Source organism: Streptomyces sp. NPDC031670 (genome assembly GCF_055580545.1).
In genome coordinates this window covers 77,227-95,979 of sequence record NZ_JBVILC010000020.1, presented here as the reverse complement: position 1 = coordinate 95,979, position 18,753 = coordinate 77,227, and the positions used below count along the sequence as shown (strand labels likewise).

18 protein-coding genes and 2 tRNA genes are annotated in these 18,753 nt (G+C 71.3%); 12 read left to right on the top strand and 8 right to left on the bottom strand.

Features of this window, described 5'->3' with window-relative positions; all coding sequences use genetic code 11:
• Window positions 1-5 precede the first annotated feature (5 nt).
• A complete protein-coding gene (locus ACZ5ID_RS29550; protein ID WP_406555036.1) occupies window positions 6-686 on the top strand; it encodes an AIM24 family protein in 681 nt (226 codons plus the stop codon).
• 17 nt (window positions 687-703) lie between these two features.
• Entirely contained in the window at window positions 704-1,459 is a 756-nt protein-coding gene (locus tag ACZ5ID_RS29545; protein ID WP_406555035.1) for an AIM24 family protein, read from the top strand.
• 87 nt (window positions 1,460-1,546) lie between these two features.
• Here the strand turns inward: ACZ5ID_RS29545 and ACZ5ID_RS29540 are convergent, their stop codons facing one another.
• Complete coding sequence (locus tag ACZ5ID_RS29540) at window positions 1,547-2,068, bottom strand: NUDIX hydrolase (protein WP_468903870.1); 522 nt, start codon at window positions 2,066-2,068, stop codon at window positions 1,547-1,549.
• The gene (locus ACZ5ID_RS29535) at window positions 2,065-3,498 is read right to left on the bottom strand and encodes a zinc-dependent metalloprotease (protein WP_468903868.1); all 1,434 of its coding nucleotides are present in this window, start codon (window positions 3,496-3,498) and stop codon (window positions 2,065-2,067) included. Before ACZ5ID_RS29535 ends, ACZ5ID_RS29540 begins: the two co-directional genes overlap by 4 nt.
• A 189-nt stretch (window positions 3,499-3,687) precedes the next feature.
• Between ACZ5ID_RS29535 and ACZ5ID_RS29530 the strand changes: the two genes are divergently transcribed.
• The 4 genes from ACZ5ID_RS29530 (at window position 3,688) to ACZ5ID_RS29515 (ending at window position 6,914) form a co-directional block, all read left to right on the top strand.
• Complete coding sequence (locus ACZ5ID_RS29530; RefSeq protein ID WP_406555032.1) at window positions 3,688-4,794, top strand: SDR family oxidoreductase; 1,107 nt, start codon at window positions 3,688-3,690, stop codon at window positions 4,792-4,794.
• Window positions 4,795-4,872: 78 nt separating this feature from the next.
• Window positions 4,873-5,334, top strand: a complete 462-nt coding sequence (locus ACZ5ID_RS29525; protein ID WP_468903866.1) for a molybdenum cofactor biosynthesis protein MoaE — start codon at window positions 4,873-4,875, stop codon at window positions 5,332-5,334.
• A gap of 155 nt (window positions 5,335-5,489) precedes the next feature.
• On the top strand, window positions 5,490-5,717 hold the full coding sequence (locus ACZ5ID_RS29520; RefSeq protein ID WP_468903928.1) for a hypothetical protein: 228 nt from the start codon (window positions 5,490-5,492) through the stop codon (window positions 5,715-5,717).
• A gap of 108 nt (window positions 5,718-5,825) precedes the next feature.
• On the top strand, window positions 5,826-6,914 hold the full coding sequence (locus tag ACZ5ID_RS29515) for a YlbL family protein (RefSeq protein ID WP_468903864.1): 1,089 nt from the start codon (window positions 5,826-5,828) through the stop codon (window positions 6,912-6,914).
• Window positions 6,915-6,965: 51 nt separating this feature from the next.
• Here ACZ5ID_RS29515 and ACZ5ID_RS29510 read toward each other — a convergent pair whose 3' ends face one another.
• Window positions 6,966-7,532, bottom strand: coding sequence for a PPA1309 family protein (locus ACZ5ID_RS29510; protein WP_468903862.1), 567 nt, complete (start codon window positions 7,530-7,532; stop codon window positions 6,966-6,968).
• A gap of 126 nt (window positions 7,533-7,658) precedes the next feature.
• On the opposite strand from ACZ5ID_RS29510, the gene ACZ5ID_RS29505 reads away from it, so the two are divergent.
• The 4 genes from ACZ5ID_RS29505 to ACZ5ID_RS29490 all read left to right on the top strand — a co-directional run bounded on the left by ACZ5ID_RS29505 (window position 7,659) and on the right by ACZ5ID_RS29490 (window position 12,852).
• Window positions 7,659-10,574 (top strand): UPF0182 family membrane protein, encoded by a 2,916-nt coding sequence (locus tag ACZ5ID_RS29505; RefSeq protein WP_468903921.1) that lies wholly within the window; start codon window positions 7,659-7,661, stop codon window positions 10,572-10,574.
• Window positions 10,575-10,642: 68 nt separating this feature from the next.
• Window positions 10,643-10,716: transfer RNA gene (locus tag ACZ5ID_RS29500), tRNA-Met, on the top strand.
• 226 nt (window positions 10,717-10,942) lie between these two features.
• Window positions 10,943-12,703 carry a tetratricopeptide repeat protein gene (locus ACZ5ID_RS29495; protein WP_468903860.1) on the top strand — a complete coding sequence of 587 codons (1,761 nt, stop codon included), beginning with the start codon at window positions 10,943-10,945 and terminating at the stop codon, window positions 12,701-12,703.
• Window positions 12,704-12,775: 72 nt separating this feature from the next.
• Window positions 12,776-12,852: transfer RNA gene (locus ACZ5ID_RS29490), tRNA-Met, on the top strand.
• A gap of 137 nt (window positions 12,853-12,989) precedes the next feature.
• Here the strand turns inward: ACZ5ID_RS29490 and ACZ5ID_RS29485 are convergent.
• Entirely contained in the window at window positions 12,990-13,406 is a 417-nt protein-coding gene (locus ACZ5ID_RS29485) for a Fur family transcriptional regulator (protein ID WP_468903858.1), read from the bottom strand.
• A gap of 125 nt (window positions 13,407-13,531) precedes the next feature.
• Here ACZ5ID_RS29485 and ACZ5ID_RS29480 point away from each other — a divergent pair, with 125 nt between their 5' ends.
• Window positions 13,532-15,001 carry a catalase gene (locus ACZ5ID_RS29480; protein ID WP_468903856.1) on the top strand — a complete coding sequence of 490 codons (1,470 nt, stop codon included), beginning with the start codon at window positions 13,532-13,534 and terminating at the stop codon, window positions 14,999-15,001.
• Between the two features lie 93 nt (window positions 15,002-15,094).
• Here the strand turns inward: ACZ5ID_RS29480 and ACZ5ID_RS29475 are convergent, their stop codons facing one another.
• On the bottom strand, window positions 15,095-15,496 hold the full coding sequence (locus tag ACZ5ID_RS29475) for a CBS domain-containing protein (protein ID WP_468903854.1): 402 nt from the start codon (window positions 15,494-15,496) through the stop codon (window positions 15,095-15,097).
• 214 nt (window positions 15,497-15,710) lie between these two features.
• Window positions 15,711-16,511, bottom strand: coding sequence for a histidinol-phosphatase (gene hisN / locus ACZ5ID_RS29470; RefSeq protein WP_468903852.1), 801 nt, complete (start codon window positions 16,509-16,511; stop codon window positions 15,711-15,713).
• A gap of 153 nt (window positions 16,512-16,664) precedes the next feature.
• Here hisN and ACZ5ID_RS29465 point away from each other — a divergent pair, with 153 nt between their 5' ends.
• Window positions 16,665-17,303 (top strand): TetR/AcrR family transcriptional regulator, encoded by a 639-nt coding sequence (locus tag ACZ5ID_RS29465; protein ID WP_468903850.1) that lies wholly within the window; start codon window positions 16,665-16,667, stop codon window positions 17,301-17,303.
• Between the two features lie 43 nt (window positions 17,304-17,346).
• Here the strand turns inward: ACZ5ID_RS29465 and ACZ5ID_RS29460 are convergent, their stop codons facing one another.
• Window positions 17,347-17,670: a DMT family transporter gene (locus ACZ5ID_RS29460; RefSeq protein ID WP_344075238.1), complete on the bottom strand. Its 324-nt coding sequence runs from the start codon at window positions 17,668-17,670 to the stop codon at window positions 17,347-17,349.
• A 69-nt stretch (window positions 17,671-17,739) separates the two neighbouring features.
• Window positions 17,740-18,753 carry a ribosome small subunit-dependent GTPase A gene (gene rsgA / locus ACZ5ID_RS29455; protein WP_468903847.1) on the bottom strand — a complete coding sequence of 338 codons (1,014 nt, stop codon included), beginning with the start codon at window positions 18,751-18,753 and terminating at the stop codon, window positions 17,740-17,742.

Genomic DNA, 18,753 nt, shown 5'->3' with positions numbered 1-18,753 from the left:
GGACCATGAACCAGCAGCTCGCGGGCTACGCCCCCGCCCCCGTCACCGCCCGGATGGAGAACCACGGCAGCGCCATGCTCAAGGTGGCCATGGCCACCGGACAGGACCTCTTCGCGCGCGTGGGCTCGATGGTCGCCTACGAGGGCTTCATCCAGTACGAGCCGAACCCGCCGGCCGTGCGCCAGATCGCCCGTGACTGGATCACCGGCGAGGGCGCCCCGCTGATGAAGTGCACCGGCGACGGACTGCTCTACCTCGCCGACTACGGAGCCAATGTGGTCGTCGTCCAGCTCAACAACGACGCACTGTCCGTCAACGGCACCAATGTGCTCGCCTTCGACGCGAGCCTCCAGTGGGGCGTCGAACGGGTCAAGGGCCTCGCCAAGTTCGCCGGCCAGGGCCTGTTCAACGTGAAGATCTCCGGCACCGGCTGGGTCGCCCTGACCTCCCGCGGCACGCCGGTCGTCGTCGACTGCGGCAGCGGCGAGGACGAGACGTACGTCGACCCCGACGCCCTGGTGGCGTGGTCCCCGAACCTCAAGGTGAAGGGCAAGCGCAGCTTCAAGGCGTCCTCGCTGATCGGCCGGGGCAGCGGAGAGGCGTACCAGATGGCCTTCTCGGGCCAGGGGATCGTCGTCGTACAGCCGAGTGAGGACAGCACCGACCGCCTGCGGGCCCGGGGCTGAGGGGGAGCGAGAACACCATGCAGAGCCCGCTTTTCAGCTACACCGAGCAGCAGTCCCAGGAGCGCTACAGCGCGCAGAACGCGCAGCTGCTGCGCGTGGTGCTCACCGGCCACGACGACATCCTCGCCCGCAAGGGCTCGATGGTCGCCTACCAGGGGCTGATGGAGTTCGACGGCGAGTACCAGTCGCGGGGCCACCAGAACGCCCACGCCCGCACCGGCGAGGGCCTGGACCTGATGCGCGTCTCGGGCCAGGGCACCGTCTACCTCGCCAATCTCGCGCAGTACGTCCATGTGGTGGACGTGGACCGGGACGGGCTGACCGTGGACAGCGGCTACGTCCTCGCCATGGACTCCTCGCTGCACTACGAGGTCGTCGCCGTGGACAGCCAGTACGGCATCTCCGGCACCGGCAAGTTCCAGCTCAACATCACCGGCACCGGCAAGGTCGTCCTGATGACCTCCGGCCAGCCGCTGATGCTCCAGGTCACCCCGGACAAGTACGTCAACGCCGACGCGGACGCGATCGTGGCGTGGTCCACCTCGCTGCGGGTGCAGATGCAGGCGCAGACGCACTCCACGGGCGTGTGGCGGCGGCGCGGCAACACGGGGGAGGGCTGGGAGCTCAGCTTCCTCGGCCAGGGCTTCGCGCTCGTGCAGCCCAGCGAGGTGCTGCCGCCGCAGAACGCGGTGATCGGCCAGGGCCTGCGGGCCCAGTACGGCATGGGCCAGCAGGGCGCCCACGCGCAGAACCAGGGCAACGCCTGGACCTGACCGGGGCGTCGGTAAGGGGCGGTCGCCATGGGCGACCGCCCCTTACCCGCTCACTACCCGGTTCCGGTGCTGTCCCCGGTCAGCCCGTCACAGCCGGGCCCGCGCGGTCTCCATCAGCCGCACCACCGACTCGTCGGCGACCCGGGCCACCTCGTCGTAGCCGAACCAGCGCAGGTCCAGCGACTCGTCGCTGATCGCCTCGACCGCCCCGGCCGGGGCCAGCGCCGCGTACTGGACGTCCAGGTGCCAGTTGCACGGCGAGGGGATCGGGTGCCGGTCGAGCCGGACCGGTCCGCCCGGCAGCAGGGTGAGACCGGTCACACCGGACTCCTCCGTCGCCTCGCGCAGGGCAGCCGCCGTCAGCGAGACGTCCTGCGGCTCGCAGTGCCCGCCCATCTGCAGCCACCTGTTCAGCTTGCGGTGCAGCGTCAGCAGCACCTGCCCGCGCTCCGGGGCCATCACCAGCGCGCTCGCCGTGAGGTGGCCGGCCTCGCAGGCCTTCCACATGCCGTCCGGGTGCGCCGAGAGATGGTCGAGGTAGGTCCGGCGCAGCTCGGGCTGGTCCTCGTACGTCTTCAGTACGAGGACCGCGTCTTCATACAGACTCACTTGCCGTCGTCGTCCTTGTCGTCGTCGCCCTTGGCCGTGTCGTCCTTGGCCGAGGGGTCCTCCTGGGGCTCGTCCCGGCGGGAGGCGGCCTCGCCGAGCATCTTGTCGAGCTCCGAGAAGTCCAGCTGCTCGCGGTGGACGAAGCCGTCCGGGTCGTCCAGGTCGGAAGCGGTCGGCAGCATGTCCGGGTGCTCCCACAGACCGTCGCGGCCGTCGACCCCGCGCGCGTCCGTGAGCGAGGCCCACAGGCGCGAGGCGTCCCGCAACCGGCGCGGGCGCAGCTGGAGGCCGATCAGGGTGGCGAAGGTCTGCTCGGCCGGGCCACCGCTCGCGCGGCGCCTGCGCAGGGTCTCGCGCAGGGCGTCCGCCGAGGTCAGGCGCGGCTTGGCGGCCTCGTGCACCACCGCGTCCACCCAGCCCTCGACCAGCGCGAGCGCCGTCTCCAGCCGGGCCAGGGCGGCCTTCTGCTCCGGGGTGTCCTCCGGCTGGAACATGCCCTGCTGAAGCGCTTCCTGGAGCTGCTCGGGGTTGGACACGTCGAGCTGGCCGACCGCGTCCTCCAGCTTGGCCGTGTCGACCTTGATCCCGCGCGCGTAGCCCTCGACCGCGCCGAACAGGTGCGAGCGCAGCCACGGCACATGGGCGAAGAGGCGCTGGTGGGCCGCCTCGCGCAGGGCCAGGTAGAGCCTGACCTCGTCCTTCGGGACGCCCAGGTCCTTGCCGAACGCGTCGATGTTCAGCGGCAGCAGCGCGGCCTTGCCGGGCGGGCCCAGCGGAAGGCCGATGTCGGTCGAGCCGACGACCTCGCCCGCGAGGACGCCCACCGCCTGCCCGATCTGCTGGCCGAACATGGCGCCGCCCATGGAGCGCATCATGCCGATCAGCGGGCCCGCCATGGCCTGCATCTCCTCGGGCAGCACCCCGCCCATGGCCGCGCCGACGCGCTCGGCGACCGGGTCGACGAGCTCCTTCCAGGCGGGCTGGGTCGCCTCGACCCACTCCGCGCGGCTCCACGCCACGGCCGTCGACGCGCCGGAGGGCAGCGACGTCGCCCCGTCCAGCCACAGGTCGGCCAGGCGCACGGCCTCCTCGACGGCGGCGCGCTCGGCCGGGCCGACGCTCGCGTCCTTGCTGCCGTCGGCGGTGCCCTGGGCGACCGTCTGACGCGCGATCTGCTTGGCCATGTCCCAGTTCACGGGACCGCCCTCGTAGCTGAGCATCTGGCCGAGCTGCTGGAAGGCCGCTCCCAGGTCGTTCGGGTTCAGCGAACCGAACATGGCCGCGAACGGATTGTCCGCGCCGCCGGTCCCGCCGCCGAACCCGAAGGGATTCGCCGGGCCGCCCTGGTTGCCCTTGCCCTTCTCCTTGCCCTCGTCGCCGTTCTCCGGCTCCTCCGGCGGAAGGCCGAATCCGAATGGGTTGTCACTCACGGGTTTCCTCGGCTCCTAGGGCCGCCGGCTCCTGCCGACGGCGACTGCCCACCAACACCACCAGCGTAGACATCCGCGCCGGATGAGGGCTCGGTGCTCCGCCGACTCTCGGCCTGCGGCAGGATGGACGTCACCTGGTCCGTACGCGTCATTCGTGTACGTACTGAAGACAACCGCTGGAGACGCCCGGTGAGTTCCCCAGATCCGCAGGTTCGCGCAGCGCGAAACCCTTCCCCCTCCGCAGCGCGGGGTCCCGTCGTCGCGGTCACCGGTGCCGCGGCCGGGATCGGCGCGCTCCTCACCGCGCGGCTCGCCGCGTCCGAGGAGATCAAGCAGGTCATCGCCATCGACGAGCGCCGGGGCGAGGTGTCCGAGGCCACCTGGCACATCCTGGACGTACGCGACCCGGCCATCGCCGAGAAGCTGCGCGGCGCCGACGTCGTCGTGCACCTGGCGCTCGACCTCGACCTGGAGTCCGACGCCGCGGCCCGCACCGCCTACAACGTACGCGGCACCCAGACGGTGCTCACGGCCGCCGCGGCGGCCGGGGTCCACCGGGTCGTGCTGTGCACCTCGGCCATGGTCTACGGGGCGCTGCCCGACAACGACATCCCCCTCTCCGAGGACGCCGAGCTGCGCGCCACCGCCGAGGCCACCGGCGTCGGCGACCTCCTGGAGATCGAGCGGCTGGGCCGGCGCGCCCCGCGTGCCCATCCGGGTCTCAACGTCACGGTGGTGAGGCCCGCCGTCCTGGTGGGCGGTACTGACACCGCCCTCACCCGGTACTTCGAGTCGCCGCGCCTCCTGGTCGTCGCCGGATCCCGCCCGACCTGGCAGTTCTGCCATGTCGAGGACCTGTGCAGCGCTCTGGAGTACGCGGCGCTGGGGAAGGTCGACGGGGAGTTCGCGGTCGGCTGCGACGGCTGGCTCGAACAGGAGGAGGTCGAGGAGCTCAGCGGCATCCGGCGGATGGAGCTGCCCTCGGCGGTCGCGCTCGGCGCCGCCGCCCGGCTGCACCGGATCGGCCTCACCCCGTCCCCGGCGGGCGACCTGGCGTACACCATGCACCCCTGGGTGGTCAGTGTCGGCCGGCTGCACGACGCGGGCTGGCGGCCCCAGTGGACCAACGAGGAGGTCCTCGCGGAGCTCCTGGAGGAGGCCGCCGGGCGACACACCGTGGCGGGCCGCCGGCTGGGCCGGAAGGACGCGACGGCCGCCGGGGCCGCCGGAGCGACGGTCGCCCTGCTGGGAGCCGCCGCGGCGATCCGCCGGGCCCGTAAGCGCCGGGGTCTGTAGGACCCTCCTACGGGAGGCTGCGGTGACGGGGTGAAAGAGCTATACCGCGATGTCAGTGCGGTACGGCACGATGGGGCCATGGCACAGACCTCGCACGACCACCCCGGCGAGCAGGGGGCGGACGACCCGATCCGGCTGCTCGGGATCCGTGACACCCCGCTCTCCCTGGACGAGGTGTTCCGCGCCGTGGGCGACCCCTCGGCCGGCGGCACCGCGCTCTTCGTCGGCACCGTGCGTGATCATGACGGCGGTGCCGACGTGGCGGCGCTCGGGTACTCGTGCCATCCGACGGCCGAGGCCGAGATGCGCCGAGTGGCCGACAAGGTCGTCGCCGAGTTCCCGGTCCGCGCGCTGGCCGCCGTCCACCGAGTGGGCGAACTGGCCGTGGGCGATCTGGCGGTCGTGGTGGCGGTCTCCTGTCCGCACCGCGGGGAGGCCTTCGCGGCCTGCCGCAAGCTGATCGACGACCTGAAACACGAGGTCCCGATCTGGAAGCACCAGCGGTTCTCGGACGGTACGGACGAATGGGTCGGCGCTTAGCGCCGTCGTTCAGGGGGCCGGACGGGCGCCCGCCGGTCGCGGGCCGCGCCCCCAACGGGTGAACGGGACGTCCGGCCGGGGTGTCTGAAACCCTGTCGGGGTGATCCGCCCCGATTTGCGTAACCGCACCCCTGCCGCGAGCGTTGATCTCGCAGATGGTTAATCTGCTGATCTGTCAGTTGCGGTCGCTCATCTGGGGACGGGAGGACGGAATGGCTGCTCTCACCTGGTTGCTGATTCCGCTTTTCGCTGCTGTCGGCGCGGCGATATGGGCGAGCTGGGCCGCCCGCAATCGCACGACCGGCGACATCGCGGAACTCGCCGGCTACAGCCGGTTCCGAGAAGCCATGGAGAAATCCCAGGCCGGAACCGAGCCCGTCTGACCCTCTCCGGCGCGCCTCTCGCGCCTCGGTACGTACCAGGATGCCCACCCTCCCCGTACGGACCGGCCCCGGCGGTGCGCTGACAGGCACGTCCCGTACTGTCGTTCCATGCCACGCCGCACCGCGACGATGCTCGCCTCCACCTTGATCCTGATCGCGCTGCTCTGCGCAGGCGTCCTCATCAAAGTGCCGTACTCGGAGATGTCGCCCGGTCCCACGGTGAACACCCTCGGCGAGGCGCGCGGCGAGCCCGTACTGCAGATCTCCGGGCACAAGACCTACCCCACGACCGGTCACCTCAACATGACGACGGTCAGGGTCACCGGTGCGGACTACAACATGAACCTGGTCGAGGCCGTCTACGGCTGGCTGGCCCACGACAACAAGGTCGTACCGCACGACACGCTGTACCCGGACGGCAAGACCGAGGAGCAGTCCTCGCAGGAGAACGCCGAGGAGTTCAGCCAGTCGCAGGAGAGCGCCAAGGTCGCGGCCCTCAACGAGCTCAAGATCCCGGTGAAGTCCCGGGTCGTCGTGGCGTCCGTGGTGAAGGCCGGCCCGGCCGAGAACAGGCTGCACGCGGGCGATGTGGTCAGGTCCGTCGACGGCTCGCCCGTCAAGGAGCCCTCCGACGTGGCGAAGCTGGTCACCAAGCACCGCCCCGGCCAGAACGTGGTCTTCTCCGTCGTCCCGGCCAAGGAGGCGGCAGCGGCGGCGAAGGCGGGCAAGGAGCCCGAGGGCGGCGAGAACGTCACCGTCACCACGGAGAAGGCCAAGGACGGCGACCGGGCGATCGTGGGGATCCAGGCCGGGACGGACCACACCTTCCCGTTCGCCATCGACATCAAGCTCGCCGACGTCGGCGGCCCGAGCGCGGGCCTGATGTTCGCCCTCGGCATCGTCGACAAGCTCACCCCCGGCGATCTGACCGGCGGCAAGTTCATCGCCGGTACGGGAACGATCGACGACGCGGGCAAGGTCGGCCCGATCGGCGGCATCGAGATGAAGCTGATCGGCGCGCGCGGCGCGGGCGCCCGCTACTTCCTGACGCCCACCGAGAACTGCGCCGCGGCGGCCTCGGACACCCCCGGCGGGCTCACCCTGGTGAAGGTCTCCACCATCGACGACGCCACCAAGGCGCTGGAGAAGATCCGCAAGGGGGACACGGCCGGTCTGCCGAGCTGCTCGGCGAAGTGACCGGCCGCGTCCACGCGCGCGTGGACGCGGCCCGCGCTTGACGGCCCGCCGCTACTCCGCGAAGGTCGCGGCCAGCGCCTCGGCCAGGCCCGGGACGAGACCGGCGCCGGTGAGCACCTCGGTCGGCGAGTCCTTCTCGCGCAGCCGTACGGCCGAGTCACGGGCGCCGTCGCGCAGGACCGCGACCGTCATCCGGACCTCCTGGCGGTCGGGGTGCTTGGCCACCCACTTCGCCAGCTGCTTCTCGTTCAGGCCCTCGGGCACGGACGTCTCGGCCGACGGCGGCAGCATCAGGCGCTCCACGGTCAGCGCGCAGCCGACCACCGCGTCCGGCCAGGCGATGGTGCCCAGGAACTCGTCGAGGGCCTGGCCGGCCGGGATCTCGTCCTGCTCGATCGGGGTCAGCGGGGCGGCCGTGTCGCCCTGGTCGAGGCCGAGCTGGGCGGCCAGCCCCGGCTCCTGGGTACGGAGCTTGACGGTGTCGACCAGGGCGAACAGCCGGGCCGGCTGGTCCCAGCCGAGACCGGCGGCGTACTCGTCGATTTCCAGCACTGCGCGGGTGAGGGGGCTCGCGGCCATCGGGGGGCCGGAGGGGGAAACGTTGGACATGGCCAACATCCTGCCCTCTTTCACCCCCGGATCGGGAACTGAGTAAAGCCTCAGTAAGTTGCATGAGTGGGCTCTACGATCGCGGGGCCTGCTCAATCGACAGCTAACTTCGAGGTGCGCACCTTGGCTTTCCAGATGCCGGACCGCGGCGGAGGCCCGTCCGGGCCACGGATCAGAGTCGGCCGGCCGTCCCGCCGCGTCCGGACCCTGCTCATGACATTGGGAATCCTGGCCGTGCTGGCCATGATCTTCGTCATGTTCGCCGGGTTCTGGACGGACTGGCTCTGGTACCGCTCGGTGCACTATTCGTCCGTCTTCACCACCACCCTGTGGACCAAGATCGGCCTGTTCTCCTTCTTCGGCGTCCTGATGGCCGTGGCCGTCGGCCTGAACATCTGGCTGGCGCACCGGCTGCGACCGCCGCTCAGCGCGATGTCGCTGGAGCAGCAGAGCCTGGACCGCTACCGGATGGGCATCGCCCCGTTCAAGAAGTGGCTGCTCCTGGGCATCGCCGCGCTCGTCGGCCTGATCGCGGGGGCCTCCGCCTCCGGGCAGTGGCGCACCTGGCTGCTGTGGGTCAACGGGGTGCCGTTCGGGCAGAAGGACCCCCAGTTCCATCTGGACGTGTCGTTCTACGCCTTCGACCTGCCCTGGTACCGGTTCCTGGTCGGCTTCGGCTTCGCGGCGACCGTGCTGTCCCTGATCGCCGCGGCCCTCACGCACTACCTGTACGGCGGGCTGCGGATCACCAGCCCCGGAGCGCGGGCCACCGGCGCCGCCACCGGGCACCTGTCGGTGCTGCTCGGCGTCTTCGTCGTCCTGAAGGCCGTGGCGTACTGGCTGGACAGGTACGGCCTGGCGGTCAAGTCCAGTGACTTCAAGGCCAGCAGCAACTGGACGGGTCTGCGGTACGTGGACGCCCACGCCTATCTGCCGGCGAAGACGATCCTGTTCTGCATCGCCGTCATCTGCGCGCTGCTCTTCTTCGCGACGCTGTGGCGCCGCACCTGGCAGCTCCCGGTGATCGGCTTCGGCCTGATGGTCCTCTCGGCCATCCTGATCGGCGGGCTCTACCCGGCGATCGTGCAGAAGTTCCAGGTCCAGCCGAACGAGCAGGCCAAGGAAGCGCCGTACATCCAGAAGAACATCGACGCCACGCGCGAGGCGTACGGCATCGACCGCACCGAGGTGCGGGACTACAAGGGGACGACGGCGGCGGAGGACAACGCCAAGCTGCGCGCCGACGCCGACACGGCGGCCAGCTACCGGCTGATCGACCCCAACGTGGTCACCCCCGCCTTCCAGCAGCTCCAGCAGGAGCGCAAGTACTACCAGTTCGCCGTACCGCTGGACGTGGACCGCTACACGGACAAGGCCGGCAAGGAGCAGGACACGGTCGTCGGTCTGCGCGAGCTGAACCTCAACGGCATCGACAAGCGCAACTGGATCAACGACCACTTCACCTACACCCACGGCTACGGGATGATCGCGGCCAAGGGCACCAGCGTGGACTCCACGGGCTCCCCGGACTTCACCGAGTCCGGTCTGCCCACCGCGGGCCGGTTCGACCGGTACGAGCAGCGGATCTACTACGGCGAGAAGACCGAGCAGTACTCGATCGTCGGCGGTCCGCAGAAGGAGCTCGACTACGAGTCCGAGGGCAAGGGCCAGAAGACGACGAGCTTCGACGGCAAGGGCGGGGTCAGCCTCTCCAACCCCTTCAACCGCGCCGCGTACGCGGTGGCCTTCAGCGAGCCGCAGATCCTTTACTCGGGAGCCATCGGCGAGGGCTCGAAGATCCTCTACAACCGCACCCCGAAGCAGCGGGTGGAGGCGGTCGCCCCGTGGCTGACCATCGACGGCGACCCCTACCCCGCCAAGATCGGCAACCGGATCCAGTGGGTCGTCGACGCGTACACCACGACCAACGGCTACCCCTACGCCTCGCGTACGACGCTGGGTGAGACGACGGCCGACTCGCTGACCACCCGCCAGCGCGCGGTGGTGGCCCAGCAGAACCAGGTCAACTACATCCGCAACTCGGTGAAGGCCACCGTCGACGCGTACGACGGCACGGTGACGCTGTACCAGTGGGACACCAAGGACCCGGTCCTGAAGACCTGGATGAAGGCGTTCCCGCACACGGTGAAGCCGAAGGCCGCCATCCCGGACGACCTGCTCGCCCATCTTCGCTACCCGCAGGACATGTTCAAGGTCCAGCGCGAGCTGCTGACCCGGTACCACGTCACGGACCCCGTGCAGTTCTACAGCGGCAGTGACGCCTGGCAGGTGCCGGACGACCCGACCAACAAGGACGGCGTCGCGGTCCCGCCGTACTACCTGTCGATGAAGATGCCGGGCGCCGAGACGCAGGGGAACAAGTTCTCCCTGACGACGACGTTCACGCCGAACGGACGGCCCAACCTGGGCGGGTTCATGGCGATCGACGCGGACGCGGCCAGCAAGGACTACGGCACGATCAGACTCCTCCGGGTCACCGACAACGTCCAGGGCCCGCAGCAGGTGCAGAGCAAGCTCAACGGCCTCCCGGAGGTCGCCGAGTTCGTCCGCAACCTGCGCGGCAGCGACTCCGAGATCGACTACGGCAATCTGCTGACCGTGCCGCTGGGCGGCGGGTTCCTCTACATCGAGCCGGTGTACGCGCGCGGTGGCTCCGCCAACTACCCCCTCCTGAAGAAGGTCGGCGTCTCCTACGGGGACAGGACCGTCTTCAAGGACACCCTGGCGCAGGCGCTGAACGCGGTGTTCGGCGTGGACGGCGCCGAGCCGCCCGCGACGAAGCCGCCGACGGACACCACCAAGCCGCCGGCCACCGGGACCAACGCCACGGTGGAACAGGCCATCAAGGACGCCCAGAAGGCGTACGACGACGGTCAGAAGGCGCTGCAGAAGGGCGACTTCGCGGCGTACGGCAAGGCCCAGCAGGACCTCCAGGCGGCGCTCCAGCGCGCCGCCGAGGCCGAGTCCAAGGCGAAGGGGGCCTCCGGAGGGGCCCCGGCCGGCGGCTCCGGCGGGGGAGGGAGCGGCTGAGCACCGGGCCCTTCGGCCGATTATCCGGTCGGGCTCCGTCCCGCGTCGTGATACGTTGTGTTCACCGACGCGGGGTGGAGCAGCTCGGTAGCTCGCTGGGCTCATAACCCAGAGGTCGCAGGTTCAAATCCTGTCCCCGCTACTCACGGACGAGGGCCCGGATCCATCAGGATCCGGGCCCTCGTCGATTTGCGCTGTCCGGATGTGTCCCTGCTGCGTTTGGCTTATCTCTCTGTGGGCATGTCGACAAAACGCTGAAGTGACCTCTCTGGCTGCGGTATACCAGGTGTACGCGGGTAGCTGGTGGTGCGACGATGGTATTTATGGGGGACAGGGCAACTCTGTTGGAGACAGGGCGGTTTGCGCGGATGCGCTCCGATGACGCCGCCGACGCCGAGACCGAGGCACGGCACCGGCGCGCGGCCGACTGCGGCGACGCCGCGTCCATGAGCGTTCTCGGAGCCCTGCTGCTGCGCCGCGGCGACCTCGACAGCGCCGAGCCCTATCTGCGCGGCGCCACCGCCGAGGGCGACCGCGCCGCGGCCAACAACCTGGGTGTCCTGCTGCACCAGCGCGGATACGCCGACGAGGCGGCCGGATGGTGGCGTATCGCCGCCGTCGCGGGCTCCGCCGCCGCCGCCCACGCGCTGGGCCGGCACTACCGCGAGCGCGGCGACGAGCCGGCCGCCGAGTACTGGCTGCGCCAGTCCGCCGAACAGGGCCACGCGCTGGGGGCGTACGCCCTGGCCGACCTGCTGGAGCACCGCGGCGACGTGGGCGCCGAGCGCTGGCTGCGCGCCGCGGCCGAGCAGGGCCACCGGGAGGCCGCGTACCGTCTCGCCCGGCTCATCGACCGGCGCGGCGAGGGTGCCGGCGCCGAGCCTGACATCGCTGTCGAGCCCGAGACGGACCCCGGGGCCAGGAGCGCCGAGGCCGAGCAGTGGTACCGCCAGGCCGCCGCGCGCGGGCACCGGCGGGCCGCGCTGCACCTCGGCGCGATCCTGGAGAAGCGCGGCGAGCTGAAGGAGGCCGGGCGCTGGTACCTCACCTCGGCCAAGGACGGCGAGGCCAAGGCCGCCTGCGCGCTCGGCTTCCTGCTCCGGGACGCGGGCGACGAGGAGAGCGCGGCCGTGTGGTGGCTGCGTGCCGCCCAGGACGGCGACGGCAACGCCGCCAACGCGCTGGGCGCCCTGCACGCGGCCCGGGGCGAGACCCAGACCGCCGAGCGCTGGTACCGCGCCGCGATGGACGCCGGGGACGACAACGGGGCGTACAACCTGGCGCTGCTCTGCGCCGCCCAGGAGCGCACCGCGCAGGCCGAGCAGTGGTACCGGCGCGCCGCCTACGCGGGCCACCGCGAGGCGGCCAACGCGCTCGCGGTGCTGCTGCTCCAGGCCGGCGACGCGACCGGCGCCGAGCCGTGGTTCTCCAAGGCGGCCGAGGCGGGCAGCGTGGACGCGGCCTTCAACCTGGGCATCCTCTTCGCCAGCCGCGACGACGACCGGACCGCCCTGAAGTGGTACGAGCGGGCGGCGGCGGCCGGGCACACCGAGGCGGCCCTCCAGGTCGGCATGGCGCTGCTGCGGGACGGCGAGGAGGCCGCGGCCGAGCGGCATCTGCGCTGCGCGGCGGGCGGCGGCAGCGCGGAGGCGGCGTTCCGGCTCGCCACCGTCCTCGACGCGCGCCAGCCGCCGCCGGGCGCGCCGGTCCTCGGCGAGCCGGTGGCCGAGAAGACGGAGTGCGAGGAGTGGTACGAGCGCGCCGCGGCCCAGGGCCACCGGCGCGCCCAGGTCCGGGTCGGCATGCTGGCGGCGGCCCGCGGCGACCAGGAGGGCGCCGCGCGCTGGTACCGGGAGGCGGCCGAGGCGGGCAGCCGCAACGGCGCCTTCAACCTCGGGCTGCTGCTGGCCCGCGAGGGCCGCGAGCGGGAGGCGGCGCTGTGGTGGGCCCGGGCCGCCCAGGCGGGGCACGGGCGCGCCGCGCTGCGGCTCGCGCTGCTCGCCGCCCGGTGCGGGGAGCTGGCGGAGGGCAAGCGCTGGTGCGCGCGGGCGGTGGAGCTCGGTCCGGCCGAGGTGGCGGAGCGGGCGGCCCGGCTGCGGGAGGCCCTGCACGAGGAGCTGACGGCGTAGCGCCGCGCGAGCGGGGTGCGGCTGATCGGGTTTGCGCTGGTCCGCGCGGTGACGTACTGTTGGGTTCACCGACGCGGGGTGGAGCAGCTCGGTAGCTCGCTGGGCTCATAACCCAGAGGTCGCAGGTTCAAATCCTGTCCCCGCTACCAAGTATTCAGGGCCCGGATCCAATGGATCCGGGCCCTGAGTCGTTTCCGCCCACCAAGGGGGGCGTCTGCCCACCAAGGGGGGCGTCTGCCCATCAAGGGGGGCGGTTGCCGACGACCGCCCTGGTACTAGGGGAGGACTACGCCGTTGCGCAGTCCGGGCAGGTCCCCCGGTAGGTGACCTCGACGTCGGACACCGTGAACCCGAAGCGCTCCGCCGCGGGAAGTTCAGCGAGCGGGTCGCCCGTCGGGTGGACGTCGCGGATCGCGCCGCACAGGGCGCAGACCAGGTGGTGGTGCGGCCGGTGCGCGTTCGGGTCGTACCGCTTGGCGCGGCGGTCCGTCGAGACCTCGATGACCTCACCCAGCGTCACCATCTCGCCCAGCGTGTTGTAGACGGTCGCGCGGGAAATCTCGGGGAGCTTGGCCACCGCGCGCGCGTGGACCTCGTCCGCCGTCAGATGCACGTGGTCCCCGTCGAGGACCTCGGCCACGACACGCCGCTGGGCCGTCATGCGCCAGCCGCGTCCGCGGAGTCGTTCCAGGAGGTCACTCATAAGGGCCAGCCTAACAGTCGGAGGAGCGTATCCCGAACGGGTGTGACTTTGGATGAGCGTTTGACTTAGACAAAGTCCATTGTAGGATCGATTACGACACAGGCCAGGGGACAGGACTCGCAGGAATGACGCAGGAGGCGCACGTGACGCAGGGACCGCTCACCACGGAGGCCGGCGCGCCGGTGGCCGACAACCAGAACAGCGAGACCGCGGGGGCCGGCGGCCCGGTGCTCCTCCAGGACCAGTCGCTCCTGGAGAAGCTCGCGCACTTCAACCGGGAGCGCATCCCGGAGCGCATAGTCCACGCGCGCGGCGCGGGCGCCTACGGCACGTTCACGGTGACCCGGGACGTCACCCGGTGGACGCGCGCGAAGTTCCTCTCCGAGGTCGGCAAGGAGACCGAGACGTTCCTGCGCTTCTCCACCGTGGCCGGCAACCTCGGCTCGGCCGACGCCGTGCGCGACCCGCGCGGCTTCGCGCTGAAGTTCTACACGGAGGAGGGGAACTACGACCTGGTCGGCAACAACACGCCCGTCTTCTTCATCCGGGACGCCATCAAGTTCCCCGACTTCATCCACACCCAGAAGCGCGACCCGTACACCGGCTCCCAGGAGGCCGACAACGTCTGGGACTTCTGGGGGCTGAGCCCCGAGTCCACCCACCAGGTGACCTGGCTCTTCGGTGACCGCGGCATCCCGGCCACACTGCGCCACATGAACGGGTACGGCTCGCACACGTACCAGTGGAACAACGAGGCGGGCGAGGTCTTCTGGGTCAAGTACCACTTCAAGACCGACCAGGGCATCAAGAACCTCACCCAGGCCGAGGCCAACAAGCTCGCAGGCGAGGACCCGGACAGCCACCAGCGCGATCTGCGCGAGGCGATCGAGCGCGGCGACTTCCCGTCCTGGACCGTGCAGGTGCAGATCATGCCGGCGGCCGACGCGGCGACCTACCGCTTCAACCCGTTCGACCTCACCAAGGTGTGGCCGCACGCGGACTACCCGCCGATCGAGATCGGCAAGCTGGAGCTCAACCGCAACCCGGAGAACATCTTCGCCGAGGTCGAGCAGTCGGTCTTCAGCCCGGCGCACTTCGTGCCCGGCATCGGCCCGTCCCCCGACAAGATGCTCCAGGGCCGCCTCTTCGCGTACGGCGACGCCCACCGCTACCGCGTCGGCATCAACGCCGACCATCTGCCGGTCAACCGTCCGCACGCCACCGAGGCGCGCACCAACTCCCGTGACGGCCAGCTGTACGACGGCCGTCACAAGGGCGCGAAGAACTACGAGCCGAACAGCTTCGGCGGTCCCCAGCAGACCGGCCGTCCGCTGTGGCAGCCGGTCCCGGTCGGCGACGTGACGGGCAGCCACGCCGCCCCGCTGCACGCCGAGGACGACGACTTCGTCCAGGCGGGCAACCTGTACCGGCTGTACTCGGAGGACGAGAAGACCCGGCTGATCGAGAACCTGTCGGGCTTCATCGCCAAGGTCTCGCGCGACGACATCGCCGAGCGCGCGATCGAGAACTTCCGCAAGGCGGACGAGGACTTCGGCAAGCGGCTGGAGGCCGCGGTCCAGGCCCTGCGCGGCTGAACAGCACTGGATCGCTTGTCGTAGGCAGTCGGAGGGCCGGTTCCCCGGGGGAGCCGGCCCTCCGCGCGTGCCCAAGTGCGTGCCCGTGGCGGTTCAGCCGACCAGCTCGGCCGGGTGGCGCCGGGTGGGCGCCCAGCAGCGGATGATGTCCCGGACCGAGACCACGCCGACCGGCCCGGCCCCGTCGAGGACGATCAGATGCCGGAAGCCGCCGTGCGCCATCGCGTCGGCCGCCTCGTCCAGGGTCCAGCCCGGCGCCGCGAAGACGACGTCGGTGGTGGTGTGGGTGCTCGCGGTCTCCCGGTCGGGGTCCTGGCCCTGGCCGAGGGAGTTGAGGATGTCGCGCTCGGTGAGGATGCCGAGCCCGCTGGTGTCGGGGTCGAGGACGACGGCCGCTCCGACGCGGCGCGCGGCCATCAGCCGGGCGGCCTGACGGAGGGTGTGCGCGGGTCCGATGGTGAGGATCACCGTGCTCATGGCGTCACGGACGAGCATGGAAGGAGCCACCTCCTTGGTGAACCCCCGTGGTCCCGTACGGGAGTACGGGAAACGCGAACGGATTCACAAGTTCACAAGTGGGGGGACTCCTAGAGTGGCATCCAGGGACGCACGTCAACAAGAGGGTGGTAGAGGTCAGTTGAGGGGCGCGTAAAAGTACGACCCACGCCCCTCTGGTGCCCCAGTCGCGGGCCCGCGCCGGGGCCGCGCCTCAGTCCGCGGTGCCCACGTGGTTGAGCAGCTCGTCGTGGAGCAGGCCGTTGGAGGCCGCCGCGTCGCCGCTGTGCGGGCCCTCCCTGCCGTCCAGACCGGTGAAGACGCCACCCGCCTCCTGCACCACGATCACGTTCGCCGCCATGTCCCACAGCGACAGCTCCGGCTCGGCGCAGATGTCCACCGACCCCTCCGCGACCAGCATGTACGGCCAGAAGTCGCCGTACGCGCGCGTGCGCCAGCACGCCCGGGTCAGGTCCAGGAAGTCGTCGAGCTTGCCGCGCTCCTCCCAGCCGCTCAGCGAGGAGTACGCGAACGAGGCGTCCGCGAGCCGGGAGACGTTGGAGACCCGCAGCCGGGTCGCCTGCGACAGGCTGCGGCCGGTGTACGCGCCGTGGCCCTTCGCCGCCCACCAGCGGCGGTTGAGCGCGGGCGCCGACACCACGCCCACCACCGGCCGGTAGCCGCCCTCGCCCGCCTCCATCAGCGCGATCAGCGTCGCCCAGACCGGCACCCCGCGCACATAGTTCTTCGTGCCGTCGATCGGGTCGATCACCCAGCGGCGCGGACCCGTGCCCTCCAGGCCGTACTCCTCGCCCAGGATCGCGTCCCGGGGCCGCGCCCGCTGGAGATGGCCGCGGATCAGCTCCTCGGCGGCCTTGTCGGCCTCGCTCACCGGCGTCATGTCCGGCTTGGTCTCGACCTTCAGGTCGAGCGCCTTGAACCGGTCCATCGTGGCGGCGTCGGCGGCGTCCGCGAGGACGTGGGCGAGACGCAGATCATCGTGGTAGTCGGGCATGGCCACACCGTATCGACCGGCACCTGCGGGGACCACATGGCCCGGGATGCGGACACCGGCCAAGGTCCCCGCGCCGCCCGCCGCGGCTATTGACAGTGCGGGGGCGCGCGTCAACTCTGAGGACGGCCCGCTCGCACGGCCCGGGGAGGCGCGATGCCCACAGCGCGGGAAGCCCTACTGGACGCCGCCGTCTCGGCGCTCTCGGCACGGCCCTGGTCGGCGGTGCGGATGGTGGACGTGGCCTCGGCCGCCGGAGTGTCCCGGCAGACGCTGTACAACGAGTTCGGCAGCAAGGAGGGCCTGGCCCGCGCCCTGGTGCGGCGCGAGGCCGACATCTATCTGCGCGGCGTCGACCGTGTCCTGGCCGAACGGGTGGTCCCGGCCGACCGGCTGGTCGCCCTCGTCGAGTGGACCGTGCGCTCGGCGCGCGCCAGCGCGCTGATCCGGGCGCTGCTCACCGGCTGCCGGGACGAGCGGCTGCCCGCCCCGCGCGCAGCCCGCACGCTGGGCGCGCACTCTCCCGTACCGGCGCAGCGCCGCGCGGACGCCGGGGTTCCGGGGCCTTCAGAGCTGGTGGCGACGGTACGGGACCGCTCGCTCGCGGCGCTGGAGAAGGAGCTGCCCGGTGTGGAGCCGGGGGAGCTCGCCCGCTGCTGCGAGACGGTGGTGCGGCTCGCGCTGTCGTATGTGATGGCGCCGGATCCGGGACCGCCCGCCGGGCCCGGCGGGAGCGGGCACGCGGCCCATGTCCGCGCGGTCCTGGCCCGTACGCCGGTGCGGCCCGCGCCGTGAGTGGGCGCGCCGGGCCGGAGGGTCCGTGCGGGCGGCCGGGGCCTCAGTGCGCCGAGCCCGAGATCTGCAGGCCGATCACGCCCACGATCACCAGCGAGATCGACACCAGCTTCAGCGTGGAGACCACGTCGTCGAGGAAGACCATGCCGTAGATCGCGGTGCCCGCCGCGCCGATACCGGTCCACACCGCGTACGCCGGACCCACGTCCAGCTTCCTCAGCGACAGGGTGAGCAGACCGAACGAGCCCAGCGCGAACGCCGCGAAGGCGATGGTCGGGGCGATCCGGGTGAAGCCGTGCGACAGTTTGAGACAGACGGCGAACCCCGTCTCCAGGATTCCGGCGACCACCACCAGCAGCCACGCCATGTCCAAGCCCTCCCGCAACACATAGGTGACTGCTCGTCATCGCTAGGGCGATTATGCACTCGCCGCCCGTCAGTCGCCCTCGTGGCGCTCCCGGGTGGAGAGCAGCCGGCGCAGCGAGTAGAGCCGCGCCGGGTCGGCGTGCCCCTCGGCGACCCAGGCGTCCAGCGCGCACTCCGCCTCGTCGTGGCTGCACCCGCGCGGGCAGTTCTCGGTGCCGGGCACCAGATCCGGGAAGGCGAGGATGACCCGGGACGGGTCCACGTGGTGCAGCCCGAACGACCGTACGCCCGGGGTGTCGATCACCCAGCCGCCGTCGCTGCTCGCCAACGGCAGCGCGAGGGCCGAGGTGGTGGTGTGCCGGCCGCGGCCCGTGACCGCGTTGACATGGCCGGTGATACGCCGGCGGTCCTCCGGGACCAGCGCGTTGACCAGGGTCGTCTTGCCGACGCCGGAGTGGCCGACGAAGGCGGTGGCCTTGCCGCCGAGGTGGGTGCGCACCCGGTCCGCCGCGTCGCCGCTGTACAGCTCCTCGCGCGAGGTGACCACGTGCGGGACGCCCAGCGCCCCGTACATCTCCAGGAGTTCGTCCGCCGGGGCCAGGTCCGACTTGGTCAGCACCAGGAGCGGGGTGAGCCCGGCGTCGTAGGCGGCGACCAGACAGCGGTCGATGAGCCGGGGGCGCGGCTCGGGGTCGGCGAGGGCGGTGACGATCGCCAGCTGATCGGCGTTGGCGACGATCACCCGCTCGAACGGGTCGTCGTCGTCCGCCGTGCGGCGCAGCACCGAGCTGCGCTCCTGGATGCGCACGATCCGCGCCAGGGTGTCCTTCTCGCCCGAGAGATCACCGACGATCATGACCCGGTCCCCGACCACCGCGGCCTTGCGGCCCAGCTCGCGGGCCTTCATCGCGGTGACCGTGCGGCCCTCGACGAGACAGGTCAGCCGGCCCCGGTCGACGGTGAGGACCATGCCCTCGCAGGCGTCCTCGTGCTTGGGGCGGATGGTGGTGCGGGGACGGTTGCCCTTGCGGTTCGGGCGGACCCGGATGTCGTCCTCGTCGGGGTTCTTGCCGTAGCGGCGCAT